17 protein-coding genes are annotated in these 20,868 nt (G+C 46.7%); 8 read left to right on the forward strand and 9 right to left on the reverse strand.

The window, feature by feature from the left end; all coding sequences use genetic code 11:
* Nucleotides 1-62: 62 nt before the first annotated feature.
* Nucleotides 63-1,349 carry a DUF5050 domain-containing protein gene (locus MKX40_RS06740; protein ID WP_339240351.1) on the reverse strand — a complete coding sequence of 429 codons (1,287 nt, stop codon included), beginning with the start codon at nt 1,347-1,349 and terminating at the stop codon, nt 63-65.
* Between the two features lie 266 nt (nt 1,350-1,615).
* Between MKX40_RS06740 and MKX40_RS06745 the strand changes: the two genes are divergently transcribed.
* Nucleotides 1,616-2,602, forward strand: coding sequence for a Gfo/Idh/MocA family oxidoreductase (locus MKX40_RS06745; protein ID WP_339242954.1), 987 nt, complete (start codon nt 1,616-1,618; stop codon nt 2,600-2,602).
* Between the two features lie 3 nt (nt 2,603-2,605).
* Here MKX40_RS06745 and MKX40_RS06750 read toward each other — a convergent pair whose 3' ends face one another.
* The 3 genes from MKX40_RS06750 to MKX40_RS06760 all read right to left on the reverse strand — a co-directional run bounded on the left by MKX40_RS06750 (nt 2,606) and on the right by MKX40_RS06760 (nt 5,220).
* Nucleotides 2,606-3,400: a MurR/RpiR family transcriptional regulator gene (locus tag MKX40_RS06750; RefSeq protein ID WP_339240353.1), complete on the reverse strand. Its 795-nt coding sequence runs from the start codon at nt 3,398-3,400 to the stop codon at nt 2,606-2,608.
* Between the two features lie 88 nt (nt 3,401-3,488).
* A complete protein-coding gene (locus MKX40_RS06755) occupies nt 3,489-4,322 on the reverse strand; it encodes an ABC transporter permease (protein ID WP_339240354.1) in 834 nt (277 codons plus the stop codon).
* Nucleotides 4,315-5,220, reverse strand: a complete 906-nt coding sequence (locus MKX40_RS06760; protein ID WP_339240355.1) for an ABC transporter ATP-binding protein — start codon at nt 5,218-5,220, stop codon at nt 4,315-4,317. The genes MKX40_RS06755 and MKX40_RS06760 overlap by 8 nt, the downstream gene beginning before the upstream one ends.
* Before the next feature lie 328 nt (nt 5,221-5,548).
* Here MKX40_RS06760 and MKX40_RS06765 point away from each other — a divergent pair, with 328 nt between their 5' ends.
* Together MKX40_RS06765 and MKX40_RS06770 are read left to right on the forward strand one after the other, a co-directional pair.
* Nucleotides 5,549-7,384 (forward strand): HSP90 family protein, encoded by a 1,836-nt coding sequence (locus MKX40_RS06765; protein WP_339240356.1) that lies wholly within the window; start codon nt 5,549-5,551, stop codon nt 7,382-7,384.
* Entirely contained in the window at nt 7,384-8,439 is a 1,056-nt protein-coding gene (locus tag MKX40_RS06770) for a hypothetical protein (protein WP_339240358.1), read from the forward strand. The genes MKX40_RS06765 and MKX40_RS06770 overlap by 1 nt, the downstream gene beginning before the upstream one ends.
* Before the next feature lie 162 nt (nt 8,440-8,601).
* Here the strand turns inward: MKX40_RS06770 and MKX40_RS06775 are convergent, their stop codons facing one another.
* The 4 genes from MKX40_RS06775 to MKX40_RS06790 form a co-directional block, all read right to left on the reverse strand.
* Complete coding sequence (locus MKX40_RS06775; RefSeq protein WP_339240359.1) at nt 8,602-10,794, reverse strand: serine hydrolase; 2,193 nt, start codon at nt 10,792-10,794, stop codon at nt 8,602-8,604.
* Nucleotides 10,795-10,845: 51 nt separating this feature from the next.
* On the reverse strand, nt 10,846-11,616 hold the full coding sequence (locus tag MKX40_RS06780) for a DUF3169 family protein (RefSeq protein WP_339240360.1): 771 nt from the start codon (nt 11,614-11,616) through the stop codon (nt 10,846-10,848).
* A 1-nt stretch (nt 11,617) separates the two neighbouring features.
* A complete protein-coding gene (locus tag MKX40_RS06785; RefSeq protein ID WP_017690042.1) occupies nt 11,618-11,827 on the reverse strand; it encodes a helix-turn-helix transcriptional regulator in 210 nt (69 codons plus the stop codon).
* A 162-nt stretch (nt 11,828-11,989) separates the two neighbouring features.
* Entirely contained in the window at nt 11,990-13,285 is a 1,296-nt protein-coding gene (locus MKX40_RS06790) for an MFS transporter (RefSeq protein WP_339240361.1), read from the reverse strand.
* A gap of 129 nt (nt 13,286-13,414) precedes the next feature.
* Between MKX40_RS06790 and MKX40_RS06795 the strand changes: the two genes are divergently transcribed.
* Entirely contained in the window at nt 13,415-15,301 is a 1,887-nt protein-coding gene (locus MKX40_RS06795) for an ABC transporter substrate-binding protein (RefSeq protein ID WP_339240362.1), read from the forward strand.
* A 58-nt stretch (nt 15,302-15,359) separates the two neighbouring features.
* Here the strand turns inward: MKX40_RS06795 and MKX40_RS06800 are convergent, their stop codons facing one another.
* The gene (locus tag MKX40_RS06800; RefSeq protein ID WP_339240364.1) at nt 15,360-16,853 is read right to left on the reverse strand and encodes a serine hydrolase; all 1,494 of its coding nucleotides are present in this window, start codon (nt 16,851-16,853) and stop codon (nt 15,360-15,362) included.
* A 248-nt stretch (nt 16,854-17,101) separates the two neighbouring features.
* Between MKX40_RS06800 and MKX40_RS06805 the strand changes: the two genes are divergently transcribed.
* From MKX40_RS06805 to MKX40_RS06820, 4 genes are all read left to right on the forward strand, one after another.
* On the forward strand, nt 17,102-18,301 hold the full coding sequence (locus MKX40_RS06805) for a DUF4367 domain-containing protein (RefSeq protein ID WP_339240365.1): 1,200 nt from the start codon (nt 17,102-17,104) through the stop codon (nt 18,299-18,301).
* A gap of 393 nt (nt 18,302-18,694) precedes the next feature.
* The gene (gene alr, locus MKX40_RS06810; RefSeq protein ID WP_339240367.1) at nt 18,695-19,882 is read left to right on the forward strand and encodes an alanine racemase; all 1,188 of its coding nucleotides are present in this window, start codon (nt 18,695-18,697) and stop codon (nt 19,880-19,882) included.
* Nucleotides 19,883-20,142: 260 nt separating this feature from the next.
* Entirely contained in the window at nt 20,143-20,424 is a 282-nt protein-coding gene (locus MKX40_RS06815) for a ribbon-helix-helix protein, CopG family (RefSeq protein ID WP_017690037.1), read from the forward strand.
* Between the two features lie 3 nt (nt 20,425-20,427).
* Nucleotides 20,428-20,778 carry a type II toxin-antitoxin system PemK/MazF family toxin gene (locus MKX40_RS06820; protein ID WP_024630714.1) on the forward strand — a complete coding sequence of 117 codons (351 nt, stop codon included), beginning with the start codon at nt 20,428-20,430 and terminating at the stop codon, nt 20,776-20,778.
* The last annotated feature ends 90 nt before the right edge of the window (nt 20,779-20,868 follow it).

Consider the following 20,868-nt stretch of genomic DNA (forward strand, 5'->3'; position numbering starts at 1 on the left):
TAATCCTTTTTGTTATGGACAAGTCCGTAGAATGAGCTACATGCTTGAATCAACAGGATATATTAGTACGGTGTCACCAATAGAATATTGTCCAGGAAAACGTCACTCATGACTTTTTTGCCTGTTCCGCCCGTTTGCACATGATACAAGCGATACTGATCTTTGGCATTGATGTAGAACAGGCCTGCAACATCATCTCTGATATGGAATGCATCCCATTCGTCACTGGTAAGTTTGGTTACCTTGAGAGTAGTATTGACCGAATAGAGACCATTGTTGCCCGAGATGTAAGCAGCCGTAGGTGTACCATTGGTCAATTGATTAGCAACATACGTTACATTGTTCAGGTTCAGGTTGGCGGACTTGGTTACTTTGTTGCCGGAGACCGTTTTGGCATAAGCCTTCTTGTCTGCATCAATAAGGACAACCTTGTCTGTACCTAGAGCACTTACTTCCCGAACGCTTTTGTTATGAAGCTGAAGTGTTTTGGCTGAAGTTGTTAACGCAAACGCTTTGCCTTTGGCATAATTGTAATCCTTGTTACTGTCGAGCTCGATTCCTTTGTTATACACGTAAAGATTGTTACCCCAACCACCGGAGTATACTGCATTCACATCCAGTTTGGCTTTGGGATTTACCGCAGTGGCCTTGCCCGTGTTGTAATTCACCTTATACATGACAACAGCATTGGTAGAGTAGTACTGCTCATATGGGTCTGTATTGACCATGAGTTGCAGTTCGTTTTTGGCCAGATTCGTAAAATAACGACCTTCCACTGCACCTGCGGCAATTCGCTGCACAGCTCCAGAACCGTTGGATGTTTTGGACACGATCCACGTGTTTCCATTAACCAGTGCGTTATAGTAAACCCGCCCTTTGGTTACCACGAGAAACGGAAAGTCGGTATCAGCCTTGTCCGCAATCTTGGTAACAGCTGAAGCGTCACTATTGCCATTAGCGCGATATATCGTGCCTGTAGCATCCAGATAATAGATGAATCCATTATCCGTATAATAGCTGAGCACATCTGTTGCAAATGTCTCTGCCGCATCGCTGGACCCGTCATTCGGAACCCGAAGCAATGTTGTGGAAGAAGCAGTCTGGGTGTAGTAGAGATAAGAACCTGCCGCGAGCAAGTCCACCCCTTGGAAATCAATTAATACTTCTGTTGTATTGCTTCCATCCGCGGATACTTTGTACAAAACGCCGTCGGACTCATAATACACAGTGGATTGGCTAAGTGAAGCTGCCTGGGCTTCGCCCCCGCCTCCGAATGCCACTGCTGCAATGAGTGTAAATAACAGCAATGTACAGATGATGCGTTGTAAATATGTATGCCCTGTTCTCATGCTTTCCTCGTCCCCTTCGTTCTATATGTATGTCGTTAATTTCTTATGTTATATCGGTAAACTATGGAAGATATGTTAGATCTCAAACATGAAAAAAGAAGCGAATGAAATTGAATTTCATACACATTCAAACCTGAAATGGAATTGCGAATGATGCTGCCAATCCGGCTCCAAAGCATTCTCCGCCTGACTTGATCGTGATAACATAACATTTAATCAGCGAAGAGAGTCAACTGACTAATCAACGACAGGAGCGAAACGATATGATGAATATAGCAACGATCGGTACAGGGTCCATTGTGGATGCCGTTCTATCCGCGATCAATGAACTGGAAGATGTCATTTGTACAGCGATGTACTCCCGGAAGAGAGAGACAGCACAGGAGCTTGCGAGTAAATATGAAGTAAATACAATCTATACGGACCTGGGGTCACTATTTGCAGATACAAATGTAGATCTCATTTATATTGCTTCACCAAACAGCATGCACTACGAACAGGCTTATCAGGCACTTCAACACGGCAAACATGTCGTCTGCGAAAAACCGTTCACGTCCACGCTTCAGGAAGCAGAAACCCTGATTGCACTTGCAAAAGAAAAAAATCTGTTGCTGTTTGAAGCCATCTCGAATATTCATTTGCCCAATATTAAAGTCATACAGGAGCAGCTGCCAAAGCTTGGCCCAATCAAACTCATCCAATGTAACTACAGTCAATACTCACGCAAATACAATGATCTGCTTGCAGGGGGAACACCGAATGTATTTAATCCACAATTCTCTGGCGGAGCGCTGATGGATATTAATATATATAATCTTCATCTGGTCATGAATCTGTTCGGCAGTCCGAATACCGTATCGTATACTGCGAACCAGCATGCAAACGGCATTGATACGTCAGGCGTTGTCGTTCTCCAATATCCGGAGTTTATTGCGGAATGTGTGGGTGCCAAAGATACAAGCAGCATGAACTTTGTGCTTATTCAGGGAGAGAAAGGGTATCTTCAGGTTGTCGGGGGAGCAAACGGTTGCCGGGAGATCAAGCTTCAGAACGGGAATGAGTCTGCTGAGGCGTATAATGCCCAGACCAAATCCAATTGGCTCTACTATGAGTGGGAAGTGTTCAGGGACATCCATGCAGGTGGGGATTACAACCGGTGTTACGAACTGCTCGAACACAGCCAGTCTGTGATGAGTGTACTCATGGGTGCGCGTAAGGATGCCGGAATTGTATTCGCAGCAGATCAGCGTTAATCGTTAATACGTGTCACTAATGCTGCTCATGTACAACATGTCGAAAATATAAAGTACGGAGACCATCGAAGACATTTTGGACAGCCTTAATTGTTCATTGTATCCGTAAGCGAGTAACGTTTCGTCACAATGTTTGGACAAGGTTGAATGGTTGCTGCCCGTGACCGCGATAACTTTCATCTGTTTGTTGCTCAGCACTTTGGCCGCTTCAATCATGGATTGGTTCTCACCTGTGTGTGATATAACAAAAGACAGCGTCAGGCTGTTGGGATTCATCGTATTCAAGTAATGCATGTTGGCATTATTGTGAGCAATTGCAGATATGCCGAGTTCATTCCATTTGGCACAAGCCTGTTGAGCTAGATAATAATTCATATCACTGCCATAGATATCGATGCGTCCAGATTCTTTGACCCAGTTAGAGATTCGCAGCAAAACAGGAGCGTTTAACATCCGGCGTGTATCCTCCAGCGCCTGCTGATACAGGTAAGGAACCGAGTCGATGGCAGCAAGCACGTTGCCTTGTTCTGCAATTGGACAATCCTGCGTCTGCAACGCAGAAGGTATCCGTTGATATTCAAGAGCAAGCTTTAACTGGAAGTCTGGGTACCCTTTGGTACCCAGCTTTTTGCATAAGCGAACAATGGTGGATGAGCTTGTATAGGTCTGCTGAGCCAGTTCATGGGCTGTAGAATCAAATACAACTTCGGGATTGTTCAGGATATAGTCCACAATATGCCTCTCCTGTGCCGTTAATTGTGAAGCATATTTTAATTTTTGAAGCAGTTTGGATTCCATGCGGTTGTTCCATTCCTCTCTATAATCATCCCAAAGCATATATCTCTTCATCATAACCTGCGTTTATTGATTTCTCAATCTGCACATCTCAAATCTGACTTTCCGCCAGTTGCTGACGACTATTCCATTGGGTGACGAAACGAAGAAGAACCATACTCATGAGCAGGAGCAATGCACCGATCAAGAGTAACATCCAAGGACCGATCAGCAGCATGCCACTGGCTTGACCAGCCACTAAGGCGATCAGGGGAAGGACAATCAATCCGCCGAGCTGATAGGCTTCCTGGAATCCGCGAACCTTGGCCGAGATCAATACGTTTAATAGAATGACCATAAGACTGCAAGCCGGAACAACCCACACCACAAGTATGATCCAGTTCAGATTGGGAAACATCAACGTTCCAAACAAGGGGTACATCAGAATATTGGCAATGATTCCATAGATCAGGAAAGTAACCCAGGATAATAGAAGGGAAGGGATTAGGGCAGCCAACACTTTGCCTTTGAAAAGTGTGTCCATGCTGATCGGTGTGAATAATAAACCTTCCAGTGTCTTGCGTTCCTTCTCACCAGCGAAACTATTGGCCGTCAGAATACTGGAGGCCATCACCGGAATGATGAGAAACAAGGGCGCGAACATATACATGGCTAAATAATAAACAATACGATGATTATCTGTAGGCATGGAAGCAAGCTGAGGAATCTGTCCACCATGGGTTAATGCATCCAATGATTCAAGCAAAAAGCTGATGTTGCCCAGAGAACGAAGTTCCATTCTGGAGGCCGCCCACAGAAGAGCAGAGGGCATGATGATTCCGATAATCAGTGGAACGATCAACATGGGCAACCAGAGCTGAACGCTGGCTGTGACGGACCGGATATCTTTACGGATCAGTGCACGTATGGCTTGGCGATTATTCATGGTGGTGTGCCTCCCTTATGGCAAAATAGATACTCTCCAGATCACTGCCCGTGATGCGGGCCTGATAGACTTGACCATGCTCCGTTAATTGCCGTAGCAGTAATGGAATATCTTCACGAGATGTAAGCTGAAATGTAGCTTGATGTGCAGAGATTATTTCAGGTGTGTAGTCAGTTGCTGTGTTCCATCCATCGGGCATGTCGGCTTCAACTTCGAGTTTCGGAGTGGACAGGTACCGGCTAACAATCTCCTTTTCCGTGCCTTCCTCAACGATGCGCCCCTTTTCCAGAAAAATATAACGATCACAGACGGCTGACAGTTGGGACAGCACGTGGGATGAGACCAGAATCGTCATCTTTTCTTCCTGATTTAATTGACGGATGATACGCAGTACCATCTGGATTCCATCCGGATCCAGGCCATTGGTGGGCTCATCCAGAAACAGGATGGAAGGACGATGCAGGAGTACTCGTGCAAGGCCCAGGCGTTTCTTCATGCCTGTGCTATAAGTGCCGACTTTTCGATGCTGATAATCCTGCAGCTCGAACAGAGTTACAAGCTCGTCGATACGTTCTTGGGCATGCTTCAGGCCAAAAACATCTGCGAAGAAAGTCAGATTGTCACGGCCACTCATATTTTCATATAGTCCACTTTGTTCGGTAAGGGTGCCACATATGGCCAGTACTTTCTCGGCCTCACGAGCGGTGTCCAATCCGTTAATGGTTACCTGTCCACTGGAAGCACCCAAGACCCCATTCATGATGCGGATCAGTGTGGTTTTGCCCGAACCGTTAGGGCCAATTAATCCGGTGACACTGCCTTGTTGAACTGTGAAACTGACATCATGCAGTGCTTGATGTACCTTGAATTGCTTGGATATGTTGCGTGCTTCAATCATCTATATTCACCATCCGATCTGAGTTTGGAGATTATACGTACAGTAGGCTGATATCGTTCAAATGGACGACAAAAAAGATCTATTCCTGCTTCAATAGTCCCGAATGCAGGGTGCATATTTACCCTGAAGTCTGGCTGAAATCGGGTCTCAGGTTTGTTTTCACTATGGCGTGTAACATGTATCCTTATTTTAGGGTAGAACATCCGTTTCATTGCTATTCATAATGTGGTAATGAATTGAATTACATATGAATTCGTCTAACACATCCATATGAATACATCATATGGGTACATATAGTGTTCTGGACGTAGAGGAAGGTGAGTGACTCATGGCAGCATCCAATGAATATCGTTTTCAAGTGAACCTGAGCGGGATGATTCAGATTTTATCCAACCATCTATATAGTAGTCCCAAGGTGTTCTTGCGTGAACTCATGCAAAATGCAACAGATGCGATCACGGCACGCAAGGAAGTGGAGCCGGGATATCAGGGCGAAGCAAGGATTGAGCTGACAGGAACCGGTGATCAATTGACGATGATGGTGGAGGACAACGGAGTTGGCCTGACCGAAGCGGATATCCACGAGTTTCTGGCGATGATTGGACAATCCTCGAAGCGGGGGCAGCAGGCACTGCTGGATGGCGAGACATCGTTTATTGGACGTTTCGGTATTGGTCTGCTCAGCTGTTTCATGGTAAGTCATGAGATCGTTATGCTGACTCAATCGATTAAGGGTGGTCCCTCGATGGAGTGGAGAGGTAAGCCGGATGGTACATATACGATTAGACAATTGGACACACAGTTGTCTCCCGGAACGAAAGTATATCTGCGTTGTACACCGGATGCAGCACATTATTTTGAAGCGGAGTATGTGAAAGAAGCTTTATTTTACTACGGCGCTCTGCTTCCTTATCCAGTCACGTTGATACATGATGGGGTGCAGTCTGTTGTCAATCAGGATTCTCCGATCTGGCTAACACGCCCAGAGCTTGCCCGTTCTTGCCGAGCGGAAGTGCTTGCTTTTGGTGAACGTCTGCTTGGGGAGAAGTTCCAGGATTTCATCACGCTGACAACGGCTACGGGCCGTACGGGAGGCATTGCGTATGTGCTACCACATGCAGTGAATCTGAATGCCAAGCGTTCTCACCGAGTGTACCTGAAGCGAATGCTGATCTCGGAGAAAGCCGAGAACATTTTGCCGGAGTGGGCGTTCTTCGTGAAATGTCTGATCTGGACCGATGAGCTTCAACCGACGGCGTCAAGAGAACATTTCTATGAAAATGAAAAACTGGAAGAAGTGCGCTCCGAGCTTGGAGACGCTCTGCGTACGGGGCTGGCTGACATGGCTGAGAATCAGACCGAACGCTTGCAGAAGCTGATTCGCCTGCATGCCCTTTCGATGAAAGCATTGGCCGTTCAGGATCAGGCGTTCTACGCGATGATTCATCGCTGGCTGCCTTTTGAGACGACGAGAGGACACCGGGAACTGGGTGAACTGATTGATGAAGGGGATACGCTGTATTATACCGGCTCCATTGATGAATATCGTCAGATACACCATGTGGCTTCAGCACAGTCCATGCTGGTCGTCAACGCAGGTTATATCTACGATAAAGAACTGATGGCGATGCTACCTGTCATACTGAACCATGTACAGACCGAGCGAATTGAGCCAGATGAAGTATCGATGACATTCACGGATGTTGCACCGGCTGAACGTAACCAGTACTATGATGCGCTACGGTTGGCAGATTCGGCATTACAACGTTTCCGCTGCCGGGCTGAAGTGAAAGGTTTCAAGCCATCGGATCTGCCGGTGTTGTTTACCCTTTCGCAGGAATCATCCACGCTGCGTGCGTTGGAAAAAGCAAGCGAAGAGAGCACTGACTTATTCTCCTCTGTTCTCGGTTCGTTGTCGGCAGGCATTAATTCGGCAGGGTACTCGACGTTGTATCTGAATGTAAACAATCCCATCATTAAACGGGTGCTGACTTCACCGGATAATCAGATGACACCGATTGCTATAGAAATGTTGTATGTCAACGCACTGATGATGGGCCATTACGCCATGAACAAGCAGGAACTTGAAGTATTGAACCAGGGAATTGTACGGTTTATTGATTGGGGTTTACGCGCAAATATGAATCATGAGGGAGATGCCTGATGAAGACAGAGATGGATTTTGAAGATTTGATGGAAGAGGCCTATCAACTGCCTAGTGGTCCTGCGAAGCTCGGTTTTTTGGAGGAAGCAGCGCGGGTAGCCGATGTCAATGGTATGGTTGAGGAGGCGTACGAAGCACGCTCCGAGATTGTGGATGTAGCCACCTTCTGTGGATATCCGATGAAAGCTTTGATCGCTTTTTCCTGGCAACTGGGCAAGTTCGATCAGCAACCAGAGCTGTATGATGAAGAGACGTTATTGTGGTCATATAAATGGATTCTCGGTAAAATGCCCGATTTCCCTGAAATCTCACGCGAGAAGATTATGGAGCTGTTGGAGGACTTCGGAGCACGGTTCAAGTCTTATGGTTACAGTGAGCGTTCTTACTGGTACTATCGTTTCCGCATCTTTATGGATTTTGGAGAGCTGGAGGAATCAGGGCGCAGTTATGACAAGTTCAGAACATTGGACCGCGACTTCATGAGTGACTGTGAGGCATGTGAGCAGGATGAGATTATGCGTTATTTTATGTTAAAAGGAGACGACGAGAAGGTGCTGGAATTGGCCAAGCCTATTCTCAAAGGACGCATGAGCTGTGCGGAGATTCCGCATCTAACGTTGTCGGAAATTCTGATGCCGCTATATCGTCTGGGGCGGACGGAGGAAGCCGATAAATATCAGGTCAAGGGATACCGCTTGATCAAAGGTGAGAACGATTTTGTGCAGAGTTTTTCCGAGCAGATGGAGTATCTCACACTTACGAATCCGGCCAAAGGCATTGATGTCCTCGAAGAAACACTGGTACTCGCAGCCGATCATGAAGATGCATATGCCAAAATGTTGTATTATGCGAAGGCAGCCCCGTTATTGCGGCGTTGGGCTGAAGAAAAAGAGTCGGATGGGTATCGCCTGCGCTTGCCAGCATCCTTCCCGTATGAAGGCGATCCCGGCGACTTGCTCAAGTTGGCTGATTACTTTGCGGAGCATGCTCAGACCGTTGCAGCCAAGTTTGATCAGCGTAACGGAAACACACATGTATCCTCGTTGATCGCATAGAGACGGTTATTACTCCGTAACATATAATAAATTTACTAGTAGCGATAACGTAAGAAAAGTAACGAAACAGGCTTGTTCAAGAAGGTTTATATCCTTCTGAACAAGCCTGTTTTTCTCATTTATAAGCATGATAAATCTTATCAATATGAAGATACTTTGTTTTTATTGTGCCGATACTTCAGAAGGGACCGTCGTTGGTGAAGGAACCGTTGCAATTTCAGGCTCTGCTCCTTCAGCAGGTTCGGCTTGCGGCTGCTGAGCAGCCATCAACTCAGCGACGATGCGATCTGTCGGCTGTGTGATTAAAGCATACATGATAGCAGCCTCTTCTTGACGAATCAGAGGTTTGCGAGAAAGAAGATCAATGGAACCATCCTCCATCACCTTCGCCTCAGGTCCATGGATACCAAGCTTCGCCATCATCTTAACAGCAGGTACAGCCCATGGATCTGTGTGCCCCGCAAGTTTCACATCATTGAAAAGTTCGCTAGGATATTGCAATTGCATAATTCTCCACATCATGACCATGGCTTCCTGTCGGATAATCACTTGATCCGGCTTAAACTGCTGTTCGTTCGTGCCCGTAATCATACCCAATTCATATCCAAGTTGAATATATCCGGCTGCTGCATGGTTTGCCCAGTCGGTGCCTGCAGGTGGCGTTGTTTTGCTGGGCTTCAATCCACTGAGTTTAAGCGTATTTTCAATGAATTCAGCTCGTGTCACAGCTGTCTTCGGTTGGAAAGACTTGTTGGCATCATTCTCATAATATCCAAGAGATTGTATGGCATAGATTGCTTCAGCGTAGGGACTATTCTCACGAACATCCCGGAAGCCCGCAGGTTTTTGTCCTTTTTTCTCATAACCCATAGGGTTAAGGTAAGGTTCTTTCAGATAGGTGGTGCCATCTGCATTTTCTTTGAATGCTGTGAATTGACCGGTCAATTCGTCTTTGAAAAGATTATCTTCCACTTGAATCAGATTGCGTTGGCCCAGGAATACATCGTTAATGCTCAGATGTCCTGGCTTATCGTCGCCACCTTTCAGAGAACTTACAATCGTGCTAAGTCGAAGGTCTGCGTACAATCCGGTAAAGCGTTGCAGCTCAGCTGCGGATTGCGGCGTGTAATCCTTGAACTGCACTGGCTCTGCATATTGCGGGAAGAAATTCTGGATGAATGCCGGGTAGAACAGATTACGAAGTGCTCCATTTTGATTATAGGTCAGGAAGACGCCTGTGTTTTGCTCAGGAATAAAAAATAGATAAGAGCTGAATCCTGTCAGGTCGCCTGCTTTGGTAATCACGCTGGAACTGCTTCCTGCCCCGGGAAGCTGAAACGGTGCTTCGAACCCGTAAGTGGTATCGGGCAGTAATGGATGAATGGAGGAACGGTACTGTTCCATGCTTTTCACTGTAGATTCCTTGAGAATACGTGTGTTGTCCTTCACGCCATCATTCAGGAACGCAATCATGAACTTCCCGATGTCCTCAGCGGTAGACAGCATGCCACCTTGAGGCATTGGTGATGGAGAGAGGGTATACAGATCAAGCGGGTTGTGTGCCGCATCATAGCCTACAGCAAGTTGCTTTTGGAACTTTTCGTCCAGTATGAAACTGCTGTTATTCATTCCTAGTGGTTTGAAGATATGCTGCTGCATATAGGATTCAAAGGGCTCTCCGCTAACATTCTCCACAATCATGCCGAGCAGCAAAAACGAGAAATTATCGTACATGTAGGCGCTGCCAGGCTCTCGAACGACGGGAGGCATGTGTTGCTGAGCGTAATCCTCCATCGTTATGTATTTGTCAAAATCAGTATGGATGTCTTCCTGCTGCGGATCACGGATCTCGAATCCGGTCGTGTGTGTGAGCAGGTTATCCACAGTTACAGGTTTGTCAAAAGGATTATCGAATTCGAGCCCTTTCACATAGGTTTGAAAATTAGCTTGCAGGTCAACTTTGCCTTGCTCCGCCAGCTGCATCACGGCTGCTGCCGTGAATGTTTTGGAGACAGAGGCTACACGGAAGGCCGTATTTTTCGGATCGATAGGCGTTTTGTTCTCTTGATCAGCATAGCCGTATCCTTTTTCCGCCAGCACTTTACCATCCTTCACAACAACAACGGAGGCTCCAACATAATGAGCTTTTGCCTCAGCGGAATCAAAGAATGAGTCGAGAAATGCTGTAGCTGATTCGCCTGTCAGCGTTTTCGTTTTCCCCTGTTCAGTAGCTACTGGAGTCGCGGTCTCCGCCTGAACTGCGGGTACCCATAGACTAAGAGACAGAACAACAGCCATGAAAGCTCCGATTAGGGAGGTAAACCTGACGCGGGTCTTTCGTTTGGATAGATGCATGCAAACACTCCTTTTATGAAAATATTTACAAAATAGTTACTTATCCATGTATTACTGATTACTCGCACGATAGGTTTCACGATAATAGATTCCAATGTTGACAATCCAGATGACGGAGAGCATTACAATTGGGAATGGAGCAAAGCTAAAGAGGGCTGAATATAACACCATGGAGACCATGCCGATCCCAAGCAAAATGTTCATCATCAGAAAAGAACGATAGGCTGCACGGTATACGATCCATTTCTCACCTTCATCCAGTTTCTCGAAATGATCCTTCTTCATGTTGCGTGAATTCAGATCCAGTGCGCGATCAGGGAAATAGCGATTGTATCGCTTCACAGTCAGTGTTTGCAGTATAACGACGATGATAATAGAGATACACGCAGCAAAGAGATTCATGAGGTTAAACAGTTCGGGAAAATTCGGCATGTTTCTGTTGGAAGCGTTTAAGGACAGAGCAAGTGCGATCCAGGTAAACGCAACAATAACGCTCAATCCGCTGAGAATCATCGCTTTTCCGAGGGAACGCTCAGCGGGAGAGATGAGTGAGTCAGAATCTCCATACACCTCATCTTCCGTTGGAGGCACAGATGGCGTACGAACAAGACTGAGCGTGTTCCACAACATCATAACCACCACTGAAGCAGCCAGTAATGCAAATAAAAGATCATAGTCATAGTAAACGGACAACGTCCAATTCAAATTAGATGGAATTTTGTTGATTCCGCTGGCTCCGAGAAAACCGACTACAGCACCACCTGCCGCATACAACGGAAGACGCATCTTGTTCTTTTTGGACGGGGAAGTTGTTCTGTTCATCTTAATCTCCACCTTTCAATTCAAAGATTTTTTCAACAGGTTCACGAAAGACATGGGCTATTTTTAATGCCAGGACGACCGATGGGGAGTAATCTCCGCGTTCAATCAGGGCGATGGTTTGACGGGATGCGCCGATGAGTTTGGCTAATTCCGCTTGGGACAACCGGTCTCTGGCCCGTAACTCCCTAACATGATTGTGCAATTCTTCCACTTGCTCACCTCCATGAATGAAATGTACATGATATTTTACTAAATGTAAACTATAATATACAAAATGTTAATAATAATTTACTTGTATGCGTTGAGTTTGGACATGAAAAAGAGAGCCTGCCATGGCTCTCTTAGTGATTATGTTGTTGCCGAAAAAGTAATATCATGATGCCTCTGCACACGCCAGATGTTGATGCTGTTCCTCTGTCTTCCGAAGTGACATTCGGAAAAAGACAAGTGCTGCAAGCCCCATGAGTACATACAGAACAGCCATTACGTATGAGGGCAGGAAGGCTCCGATGGTTAACCCGATACTTCCGAGTAGTGCTGCCACGTTATAGCTCAACCCGTCAGCAACCATGTAGGCAGCCCGGTCCGAATCTGGGATCATACCGGCTAGCATGACCTGACGAACAGGGGCGTACATCAATTCTCCAATGGTCAGCAATATAGCGGATGATATAAGTAGCCAAGCCCAGTTGCTGAAAGCAAGAACGGCGAAACCTGCGGTATACAGGCACATACCGACAGACATGATCGCTCGGGACTGGAAACGGCCCATCCATCTAGAGAATGGGATTGCAACCAATGCAACCAGTACAGTGTTGATGATCATAATCAGGCTGAACATACGCAGACCAGAGATATCTGAGCCGAACAGTTGGGCGGTGAATTCACTTTTTAGACGAACCGCAATATATTTATCCAACTGGAATTCCAGGGAAACGGCAAGGACCGTAGCCGTGAAAAATACCATGAAACGTTTGTCCTGAAAGACCGCCCGGTACGTTTTCAGTATGTTCCTCTGGATGGGAGCATCGGATTCCAATATTCTGGTGGATGGACCGGAATGATTGGATTGATCTCCATGATTGGGTGCACGTTTTTCCATTGTTTCCCGAATCATAAAGACTAATATAAACAGCGTAACCATACTTTCCAGGCACACCAGACTGAATAATAAGAAACGAAATGATTCGAAAAATAGCCCGCCCAACAGTGCGCCAAAGGTTACAGCAACGTTTGTTGTCCAATATTGTAACCCATATACATAATGACGTTCATGTTCACTGCTTACATCGACAATCATGGCATTCGCAATCGGCACTGTGATCCCTGAACTTAGACTGCTGAGCAGAAACATGAGACAAGTGACGATGATCGAATCCATCCATGGCGAGTTGGCAATAGCCAAACAAAGTAGAGCCACGACCTGCAAAGTTTGTGCAATCACCATTAATTTCTTCCGTCCCATTCGATCCGACCAATATCCTGCCCACAAACCCACAATCATGGAAGCCGCAATATTGACCGTCAGCAATAACCCTGCCACACCTGCGCCAATCTGAACACTCAGATAGATCGCCATGAATGGAATGATGGACTTCTGAGTCAGATCGGTGAAAAAATCTGTAATGATACGTATTCGGATGTTAGGGTGCAGATCGGCGTATTTCATAAATTGTTCTTCTTCCTTCCCACTGGTCATGTTGATGTTACTGAGTATAATGGAGGAAAACCTGAAGAAAAACTGTAGAAGCATCCGGATGGATTTCGTATTTTAGAAAGAGACGAAGGAAGGGCATATATGGACGTATCAGAACATTACATTCAACTGCGGTTGAACTTCCCACATGTGCATTATGAACAAGAAGTACATACAACGGTAGGTGAACTCGCTGATCTTTTATGTTGCACCATGCGTAATATGAACCTCATTATAAACAAATTCAAGGAGAACGGATGGGTCAGGTGGAACCCACAGCGTGGGAGAGGCAAAAAATCGATGCTGTTATTTTGTGTCCCTTTGCTTACTGTGGCGCGTAAACGGTTCGACGATTTACTGAATGGCAACAGGATGGAGGATGCCTATGAACTGGCCGCCACCTTGCCAATTACGATGCGAGAACATTTGATGAAGCAAATGCAGACTCAATTCGGCCTGCTTTCGAATGAAGGAGACAGAGGCCGGGTGGATACATTGCGGATTCCGCAGAATACACCTTTTAAGACTCTCGACCCTACGCAGACGGGGATGTGGGGAGAAGTATTCATTATTACAGAGGTCTTTGATCGTTTGGTTCGTTATAATGGGGAACGCCAAGTCTGCGAACCGAGTCTGGCTATGGCATGGGAGAGTGATGCGGATGGACGGGAATGGACCTTTTATCTGCACAAAGGCATACCTTTTCATCATGGAAGGATCCTGGATGCAGAGGACGTCAAGTTTACCTTTGATCGAATTATCTCTAATAAGAGTAACCCGTGCAGGCCGCTGTTTGGTTCCATTGAGAGCATAGAGGCGTATGACCTGTTGACTGTACGTTTTGTGTTGAATATGCCCAACTTCATGTTCCCGGATCTGATGAGCAGTATGTGTGCATCTATCCTGCCTAGAGATGTGGAGATGAACCCGCTTCATCCGATTGGAACAGGACCTTATCGATTGACTCGTCATGATTCGAAGCTGCTTGTACTTGAGGTATTTCTGGCCTATTTCAGAGGGCGTGCTTATGTAGATCGCGTTGAAGTATGGCAGCTTCCCCACTCGGCAAAGGCGGAGTCCATCATCAAGCATGATTTATTTCCGGATGCGGAGCCTCGTGCAGTGCAGCATGAGATACAGGGCGGTGTGTATATGACGTTTAATATGCAAAAGGAAGGGCCGCAGCATGATGTGAATTTTCGCCGGGCTGTTCAACAGTTATTGAATGCACATGAGCTGTCGGAAGCGATCGGGAGCACAAACACACAGGCTGCTTACAGTTTGATTCGAGGACGAGTACAGGAACAGCAACCAACAGTGGGTGCGGATCAAGGGGAGTTATGGAAAAAGCATTCCGAACAATCGAATTTTTCTGTCACACCTATACCCGCACTTTCCGTGGAGACCTCACTGGCGCAGGCCGCGGCATTATTACGTCGTAGCTCATACCAAGGGCAGAGTTTAAGTCTATGGGTGGAAGAAGGAGAGAAGATGGAGGCAGACATGGTCTGGTTTGCAGAGAGATGTAAACAGATCGGCCTACATATCAACATTATGCCGGGAGATCCGGTCCATGCAGTCTATCAAGATGGGTTCAGGGACTGTGATCTGATCTATACAGGAGAAGTCTTCAATGATCATGTCATGCTGAGCCTCGTGACGATGTATACCTTCCGGAACACGTTATTCCTGATTGCGATGAATGATTACTGGAGACATGAACTGGAACAGGAATGCGGACGTGTGGTGATGATTCAAGAACCTGAGGAGCGGTTGGGAAGATTGATTCAGCTGGAAGATCGACTGATACAGGAGGCGCTGCTTCTGCCCGCGTACAGCTTCAGGGAAGAACATGCCCATCATGATTCGCTGCGAGATTATCGTGTTGCGGGGTATGGTCTGCCTGATCTGCGCAGACTGTGGGTGAAAAGAAAGCCTGGTGCCGAGCAAGAGGATGGGAGTTATCCGGTGTATATTCCGTTGTGGTAGGTATGGATGGTTACCTACCACAACGGAAATGAAGCAGATGTTCACCAGTTCAGATCATTTACGAAACCCTGTTGAATTCAATCGGTTTTGTACCCGGTTCAAGGAGCAGAGGAATGGAGATGGATTGAGCAACTTCTGATGATTCGTTCAGGGTGAACGTATATGTGACCTTCAGACCGAATGTGACCAGTTCGACAGAGAACGTATCTTTTCCGGTGTATTCCATGGGCATTTCGAGGGCGTTAAAGGTTGCCTGCAACCCGTTCGTTGTTTCCTGAATAGACATCTCGCCATAACCAGGATGCGTGTAAATACCCGCATAAGCGGTGTAAGGTCGATCACAAGGTATGATGAGAGGTTCTTCCATTTTTTCTTCAACGGCAGTGTCTGCTTGAATAGGCACTTCCAAAGGATTCTCCGGATTAACCTCCGTTTCTTCTGATTCTTTCCCCATTAATATGCTTAATTTGGAACTCCAGTTGACAGGCTCAAGCCCAAGCAGTCGGTCCATGATATGAAAAGCAACCGTATACGGAATTATACTTCCGTTGGTATTGCTCAGAACCACGATTCCAATCTGCTCCTCTGGCAAAAAGGCAACTTGTGATGCAAAACCATCAATAGCCCCACCATGATGAATCATGGCATGTCCACGATAAGGCTCAATCATCCAACCGAGACCATATGTACTCACAGGTAGCTCTTGGCTTATGAACGGCGAATCACTAGTCATCTGAGGACTATGCATAATCTTCATCTGTTCCTTAGAGATCAGTGACGCTCCTTCCCATTGACCTTGATTCAATTGGAATTGAAGCCATGCGATCATATCGACTAGATTACTGTTAATGGAACCAGCAGGTCCTATGGCATCAATGACACGAAATGGTATTCTCGTATTCTGACCCTCTTTCTCTAGGTAAGGGTAAGCATAGTCTGACTGGAGTTGCATTTCTTCAACTGAGAACAGACTTGAGTTCATCCCGAGCGGATTAAATAGGGAATTTTGAACCATCTGCTCCCACGAAGTTTCATTGAGCTGTCCAACAAGGTAACCGGCTGTCATGTACATCAGGTTTTGATACTGCCATTTGTTACGGAAATCTTGATTTGGCTCCAGATACTGTAATGCGTGTACAAGTTCTTCTCTTGTACGTGGGGAGTTGTACCATACCAACTCATGCCTTGGAAGACCGGAACGATGACACAACATGTCGCGAATAGTTAGACGTTCTGTTGCGACCGGATCGAACATTTTGAAGTCTTTCATGTACGACTTCACGGGGGCATCCCAATCCAGTATTCCTTGATCAACCAGGAGAGCCGCGGTTGCTGCAGTAAAGGCTTTGGTACTTGAACCGATGGCAAACAACGTATTAGGGGTAACTTCAAGTTTGGATTCCAGGTCACGATAACCGTAGCCTTTTTGCCAGATGACCTCATCCTTATGGATCACAGCCACCGCTGTACCGACACCATTCCATAGTTGAAGTTGATCATCAATGAACTCATCCAGTCCTTCCAGTGATGTGCGAAGCTTAGTTCTTGTCATACCCTTCCCTCCCCATAGTCAATAAAACGAATAATTTCCTACAATTCACTATGCCTTTTCTGGATAAAGTTAACATCCTACCCGAGACTGATTTTGCGTAGCAATGCCGTATTAACCGACTTCACCGATTGCTTGTCAAACTAGTCCGCATATATCGAACAAGTCCCTCATAACATGTACTAATCAAGTAGGGGTTCTGCTGCAAGCACAATCCTGAAGTGAAAACATGTGCTAAAGGGGATGATGTCATGCGCCGAATATCATGGATGCTTGCCATGGTATTGGTCTTATCGGCCTTACTTGCCGCCTGCGGGAAGAAGGATGCGGCAGCTGTGGTCAAAGATCTGAACGAAGTCGTAGGAGAGATGGAAAGTTACCAGGGGGCAGGCGTGATGACGCTGCATACCGGAGATGCGCCGCAGCAGTACAAGGTCGAGGTGTGGCATCAGAAGCCTTCCTATTATCGTATTGCATTAACGAATGCCAAAAAGGATGTAACACAGATTGTACTGCGTAACGATGAAGGCGTGTTTGTTTTGACACCGAGCCAGAACAAAAGCTTCCGTTTTCAGAGCAATTGGCCGGATAATCAAGGACAGGTATATCTCTATGAAACATTGATTCGGAGCATTACGGGGGATACAACTCGCCAGTTTGCGGATGAGAAGGAGAGCTATGTATTTGATGTAGCTGCCAATTATAATACACATGCACTTGTCAGACAGAAGATCTGGCTGAACAAAAGTGATTATGCACCTAAACAGGTGGAGGTATCCGACTCCAATGCCAATGTTGTGGTCGATGTGAAATTTGACTCCTTCAAATTCGGGACTGAATTTGAGAAAGATGCCTTTGACATGCAACGTAACATGACAGCCGGTACTGAAGAAGGCGGCAAGACAGGAACCGACTCCGGTGTGACTCCTGTGGAGCAAACCGGTAATGAGGGCGGCAAAGAACCAGCCAATCCTCAGACTGCGCCTGAACCAGAAGGAGCTGTCACTGATGGACAGACGGGTGTGGGTGGGGACACAGAGCAGCAAGGTACAGAGGGGGCCGCAACAGGTCAGGAAGGCGAAGAGCCAACACTTGCTGAACCGGAAGGGGCAGACAGCTTCGGCGTGATTCAACCAACCTATGCACCGGAAGGCGTACAGCTCAAGGATGATCAGATCCTGGAAGAGGCAGGAGACTATTCGGTCATGCTTCGTTATGAAGGAACCTATAATTACACGATATTCGAAGCCAGACCTCAGGATCGAGCTGTATCGCTTGCTCCATCCAGTGTAGTGGATCTTGGATTCACATTGGGAATGATCAGCGGAGATGCATTGAAGACTCTGACATGGATGACAGATGGCATAGAATATCGGATCACCAGTGCAGACCTGCCTCAGAACGAAATGGTACGCATCGCAACATCAATGCAGGAAGAGTCAGGCAAATGATTTTTGCACAAAAGAACGAATAGTAGCATAAACATAAGGAATGCTAAGAAGCATCGGAGACTCGTTCTCCGGTGCTTTGTTTGATGAGAGACAGGTATTTATCTGGAACCATTTTTCCTGCTCCATCATCCAATAATGCAAAATGCGCTTCTATGCAGAGGGAACCGGGTAAATAATCGATATAAGCAGCTCTTTGATGGGGTGAAAAGTGAAATTATACCCTGTCAATCTCGCTTATCGGTCTTCTTCTGTATTCACATTGGTTCCTCAAACGGCGCGCCTTGCACCTGTTTTTGAATGTGAAACTTAGGTTCATTTGACAGTCACATGCAGGAGCATTACGATGGAGTCTGACGTGAGCCGGATTAAGATGATTAGAGAAGGTGACTTAACGTGCAAGGACAATATCGGCCGACCCAAGCGGACATCAATTTGGATCATTTGTGTACTAACGTAGAAGCTTTCCGCAAGGCATTGCCTCAGGGCATGAAATTCCTCGCCTGTGTGAAGGCCAATGCTTATGGGCACGGAGCGGTGGAGATGGCCAGAGAACTGGAACGAGTGGGTGTGGATTACTTAAGTGTTGCTTTTCTTGACGAAGCTCTGGAACTGCGACAACATGGGATTACGATTCCAATTCTGGTGTTGGGTTATACGCCGCCTGAAGGGATCGCTGTTGCATGGGAACATGATGTGACCATCACGCTGTTCAGCAGGGAAGTGCTTGACGCCATTCGACATCTGGATGCGAGCACATTCGCGAACAAACTGAAGGTTCATATTAAAATTGACAGCGGCATGGGCCGATTAGGTCTGTTACCTGGCGATGAGGCATTGGCTTTCATCCAGGAAGTAGCTTCGCTAAATCAGGTGATGCTGGAAGGCATGTTTACCCATTTTGCCAGAGCGGATGAAGAAGACAAAACCTATACACTGGAGCAGTATCGACGGTTCCAAGGCGTGGTTCATGCGCTCAGGGATCAGGGATGTTCCATCCCGATTATACATACGGCGAACAGCGCCGCTGCCATTGATACACCTGAATTGTCTTATGATATGGTACGTGTGGGAATAAGCCTGTACGGACTGTACCCTTCGGCTGAGGTGAATCATCAGGTGGTGAAGCTGTCACCGGTATTGACGCTGAAGACGAAAGCGGTTCTGGTCAAAACACTGCCACCCCATTGGGGGATCAGTTACGGAACCCGTTATTTTACGCAAGGGTACGAACGAATAGCGACCCTGCCAATCGGATATGCAGACGGATACTCAAGAATGCTGACAGGTAAAGCACAAGTGCTTGTACGCGGCAGCCGCGTCCCTGTCGTCGGTACAATCTGCATGGATCAGTGTATGGTGTCGTTACAATCTTTCGCAGAAGAAGCGGAAGAAATTCAAGTCGGCGAAGAGGTTGTCCTCATCGGTCATCAGTCTGGTGGCGTTATAACCGCAGACGAGGTGGCATCCCAGCTCGGTACGATTGCTTATGAAGTGATCTGCATGATGGCGCACCGCATTCCACGGGTATATACCCGTGGGGGAGCAGTAGTCGCCAAAATTAATCCACTTTTGACATCCTGACAGGTAAACTGGACGTCATTACCAATAAACTTTTTTTCAGAACAGAAGGAAAACTGTCGGAGCATCTCGAATGTTGTATGACAGTGAGGATTTAATTCCTGAATTGAGATGTTTGGTCTGTACGAATATTGTTCCCCGTGTTTATAATGGAGTACAGCATACTTGATATACTCGGGGCATATATATTCCTTTGTATAAAAGTTCTGGAAAAACGTAATACTGGTTCACAATGGCGAAAGGTTTGTGGGGGTGGAAGAAAGGTGGCCAACTTGCAGAACACCAAGCGGATCATGATCAGTTTACCTGATTATCTTTTGCAGGAAGTGGATGGCATCGTAGCGCTGGAGAATTCCAACCGCAGCGAATTGATTAGGCAGGCTATGAAGCTGTATTTAACGGAGCGTAAGAAACGTTACATCCGTGAAACGATGCAGCGAGGGTACATGGAGATGGCAAAAATTAATCTGACCATGGCATCCGAAGCCTTTCATGCGGAGGAAGATGCGGACAGCACTCTGGACCGCTTAGTTAGCGGGGTGTAGACATTGATCGTAAAACGTGGTGACGTTTTTTTTGCGGATCTTTCTCCCGTTGTCGGTTCCGAGCAAGGTGGAGTCAGGCCGGTTCTGGTGATCCAGAATGATATCGGCAACCGGTTTAGTCCAACTTGTATTGTGGCGGCTATCACCGCCCAGATCCAGAAGGCAAAGCTGCCAACGCATGTTGAAATTGATGCGGCGGCTCATGGCTTTGACCGGGACTCGGTTATTTTGCTCGAACAAATACGGACGATCGATAAGCAGAGGCTGACTGACAAGATTACCCATCTGGACGAGGAGACCATGAAATTGGTCAACGAAGCCTTGCAGATCAGCCTGGGATTAATCGATTTTTAGGCAGTAACCAGCGTTTTGTACGCTGCCCTGCTGTCCGTTGGCAATGGATGTTCCTGGAAGGGAACACACTGAATTCAGACTGTAACCAAA

This window comes from Paenibacillus sp. FSL R5-0517, from assembly GCF_037974355.1.
Taxonomy (GTDB): domain Bacteria; phylum Bacillota; class Bacilli; order Paenibacillales; family Paenibacillaceae; genus Paenibacillus.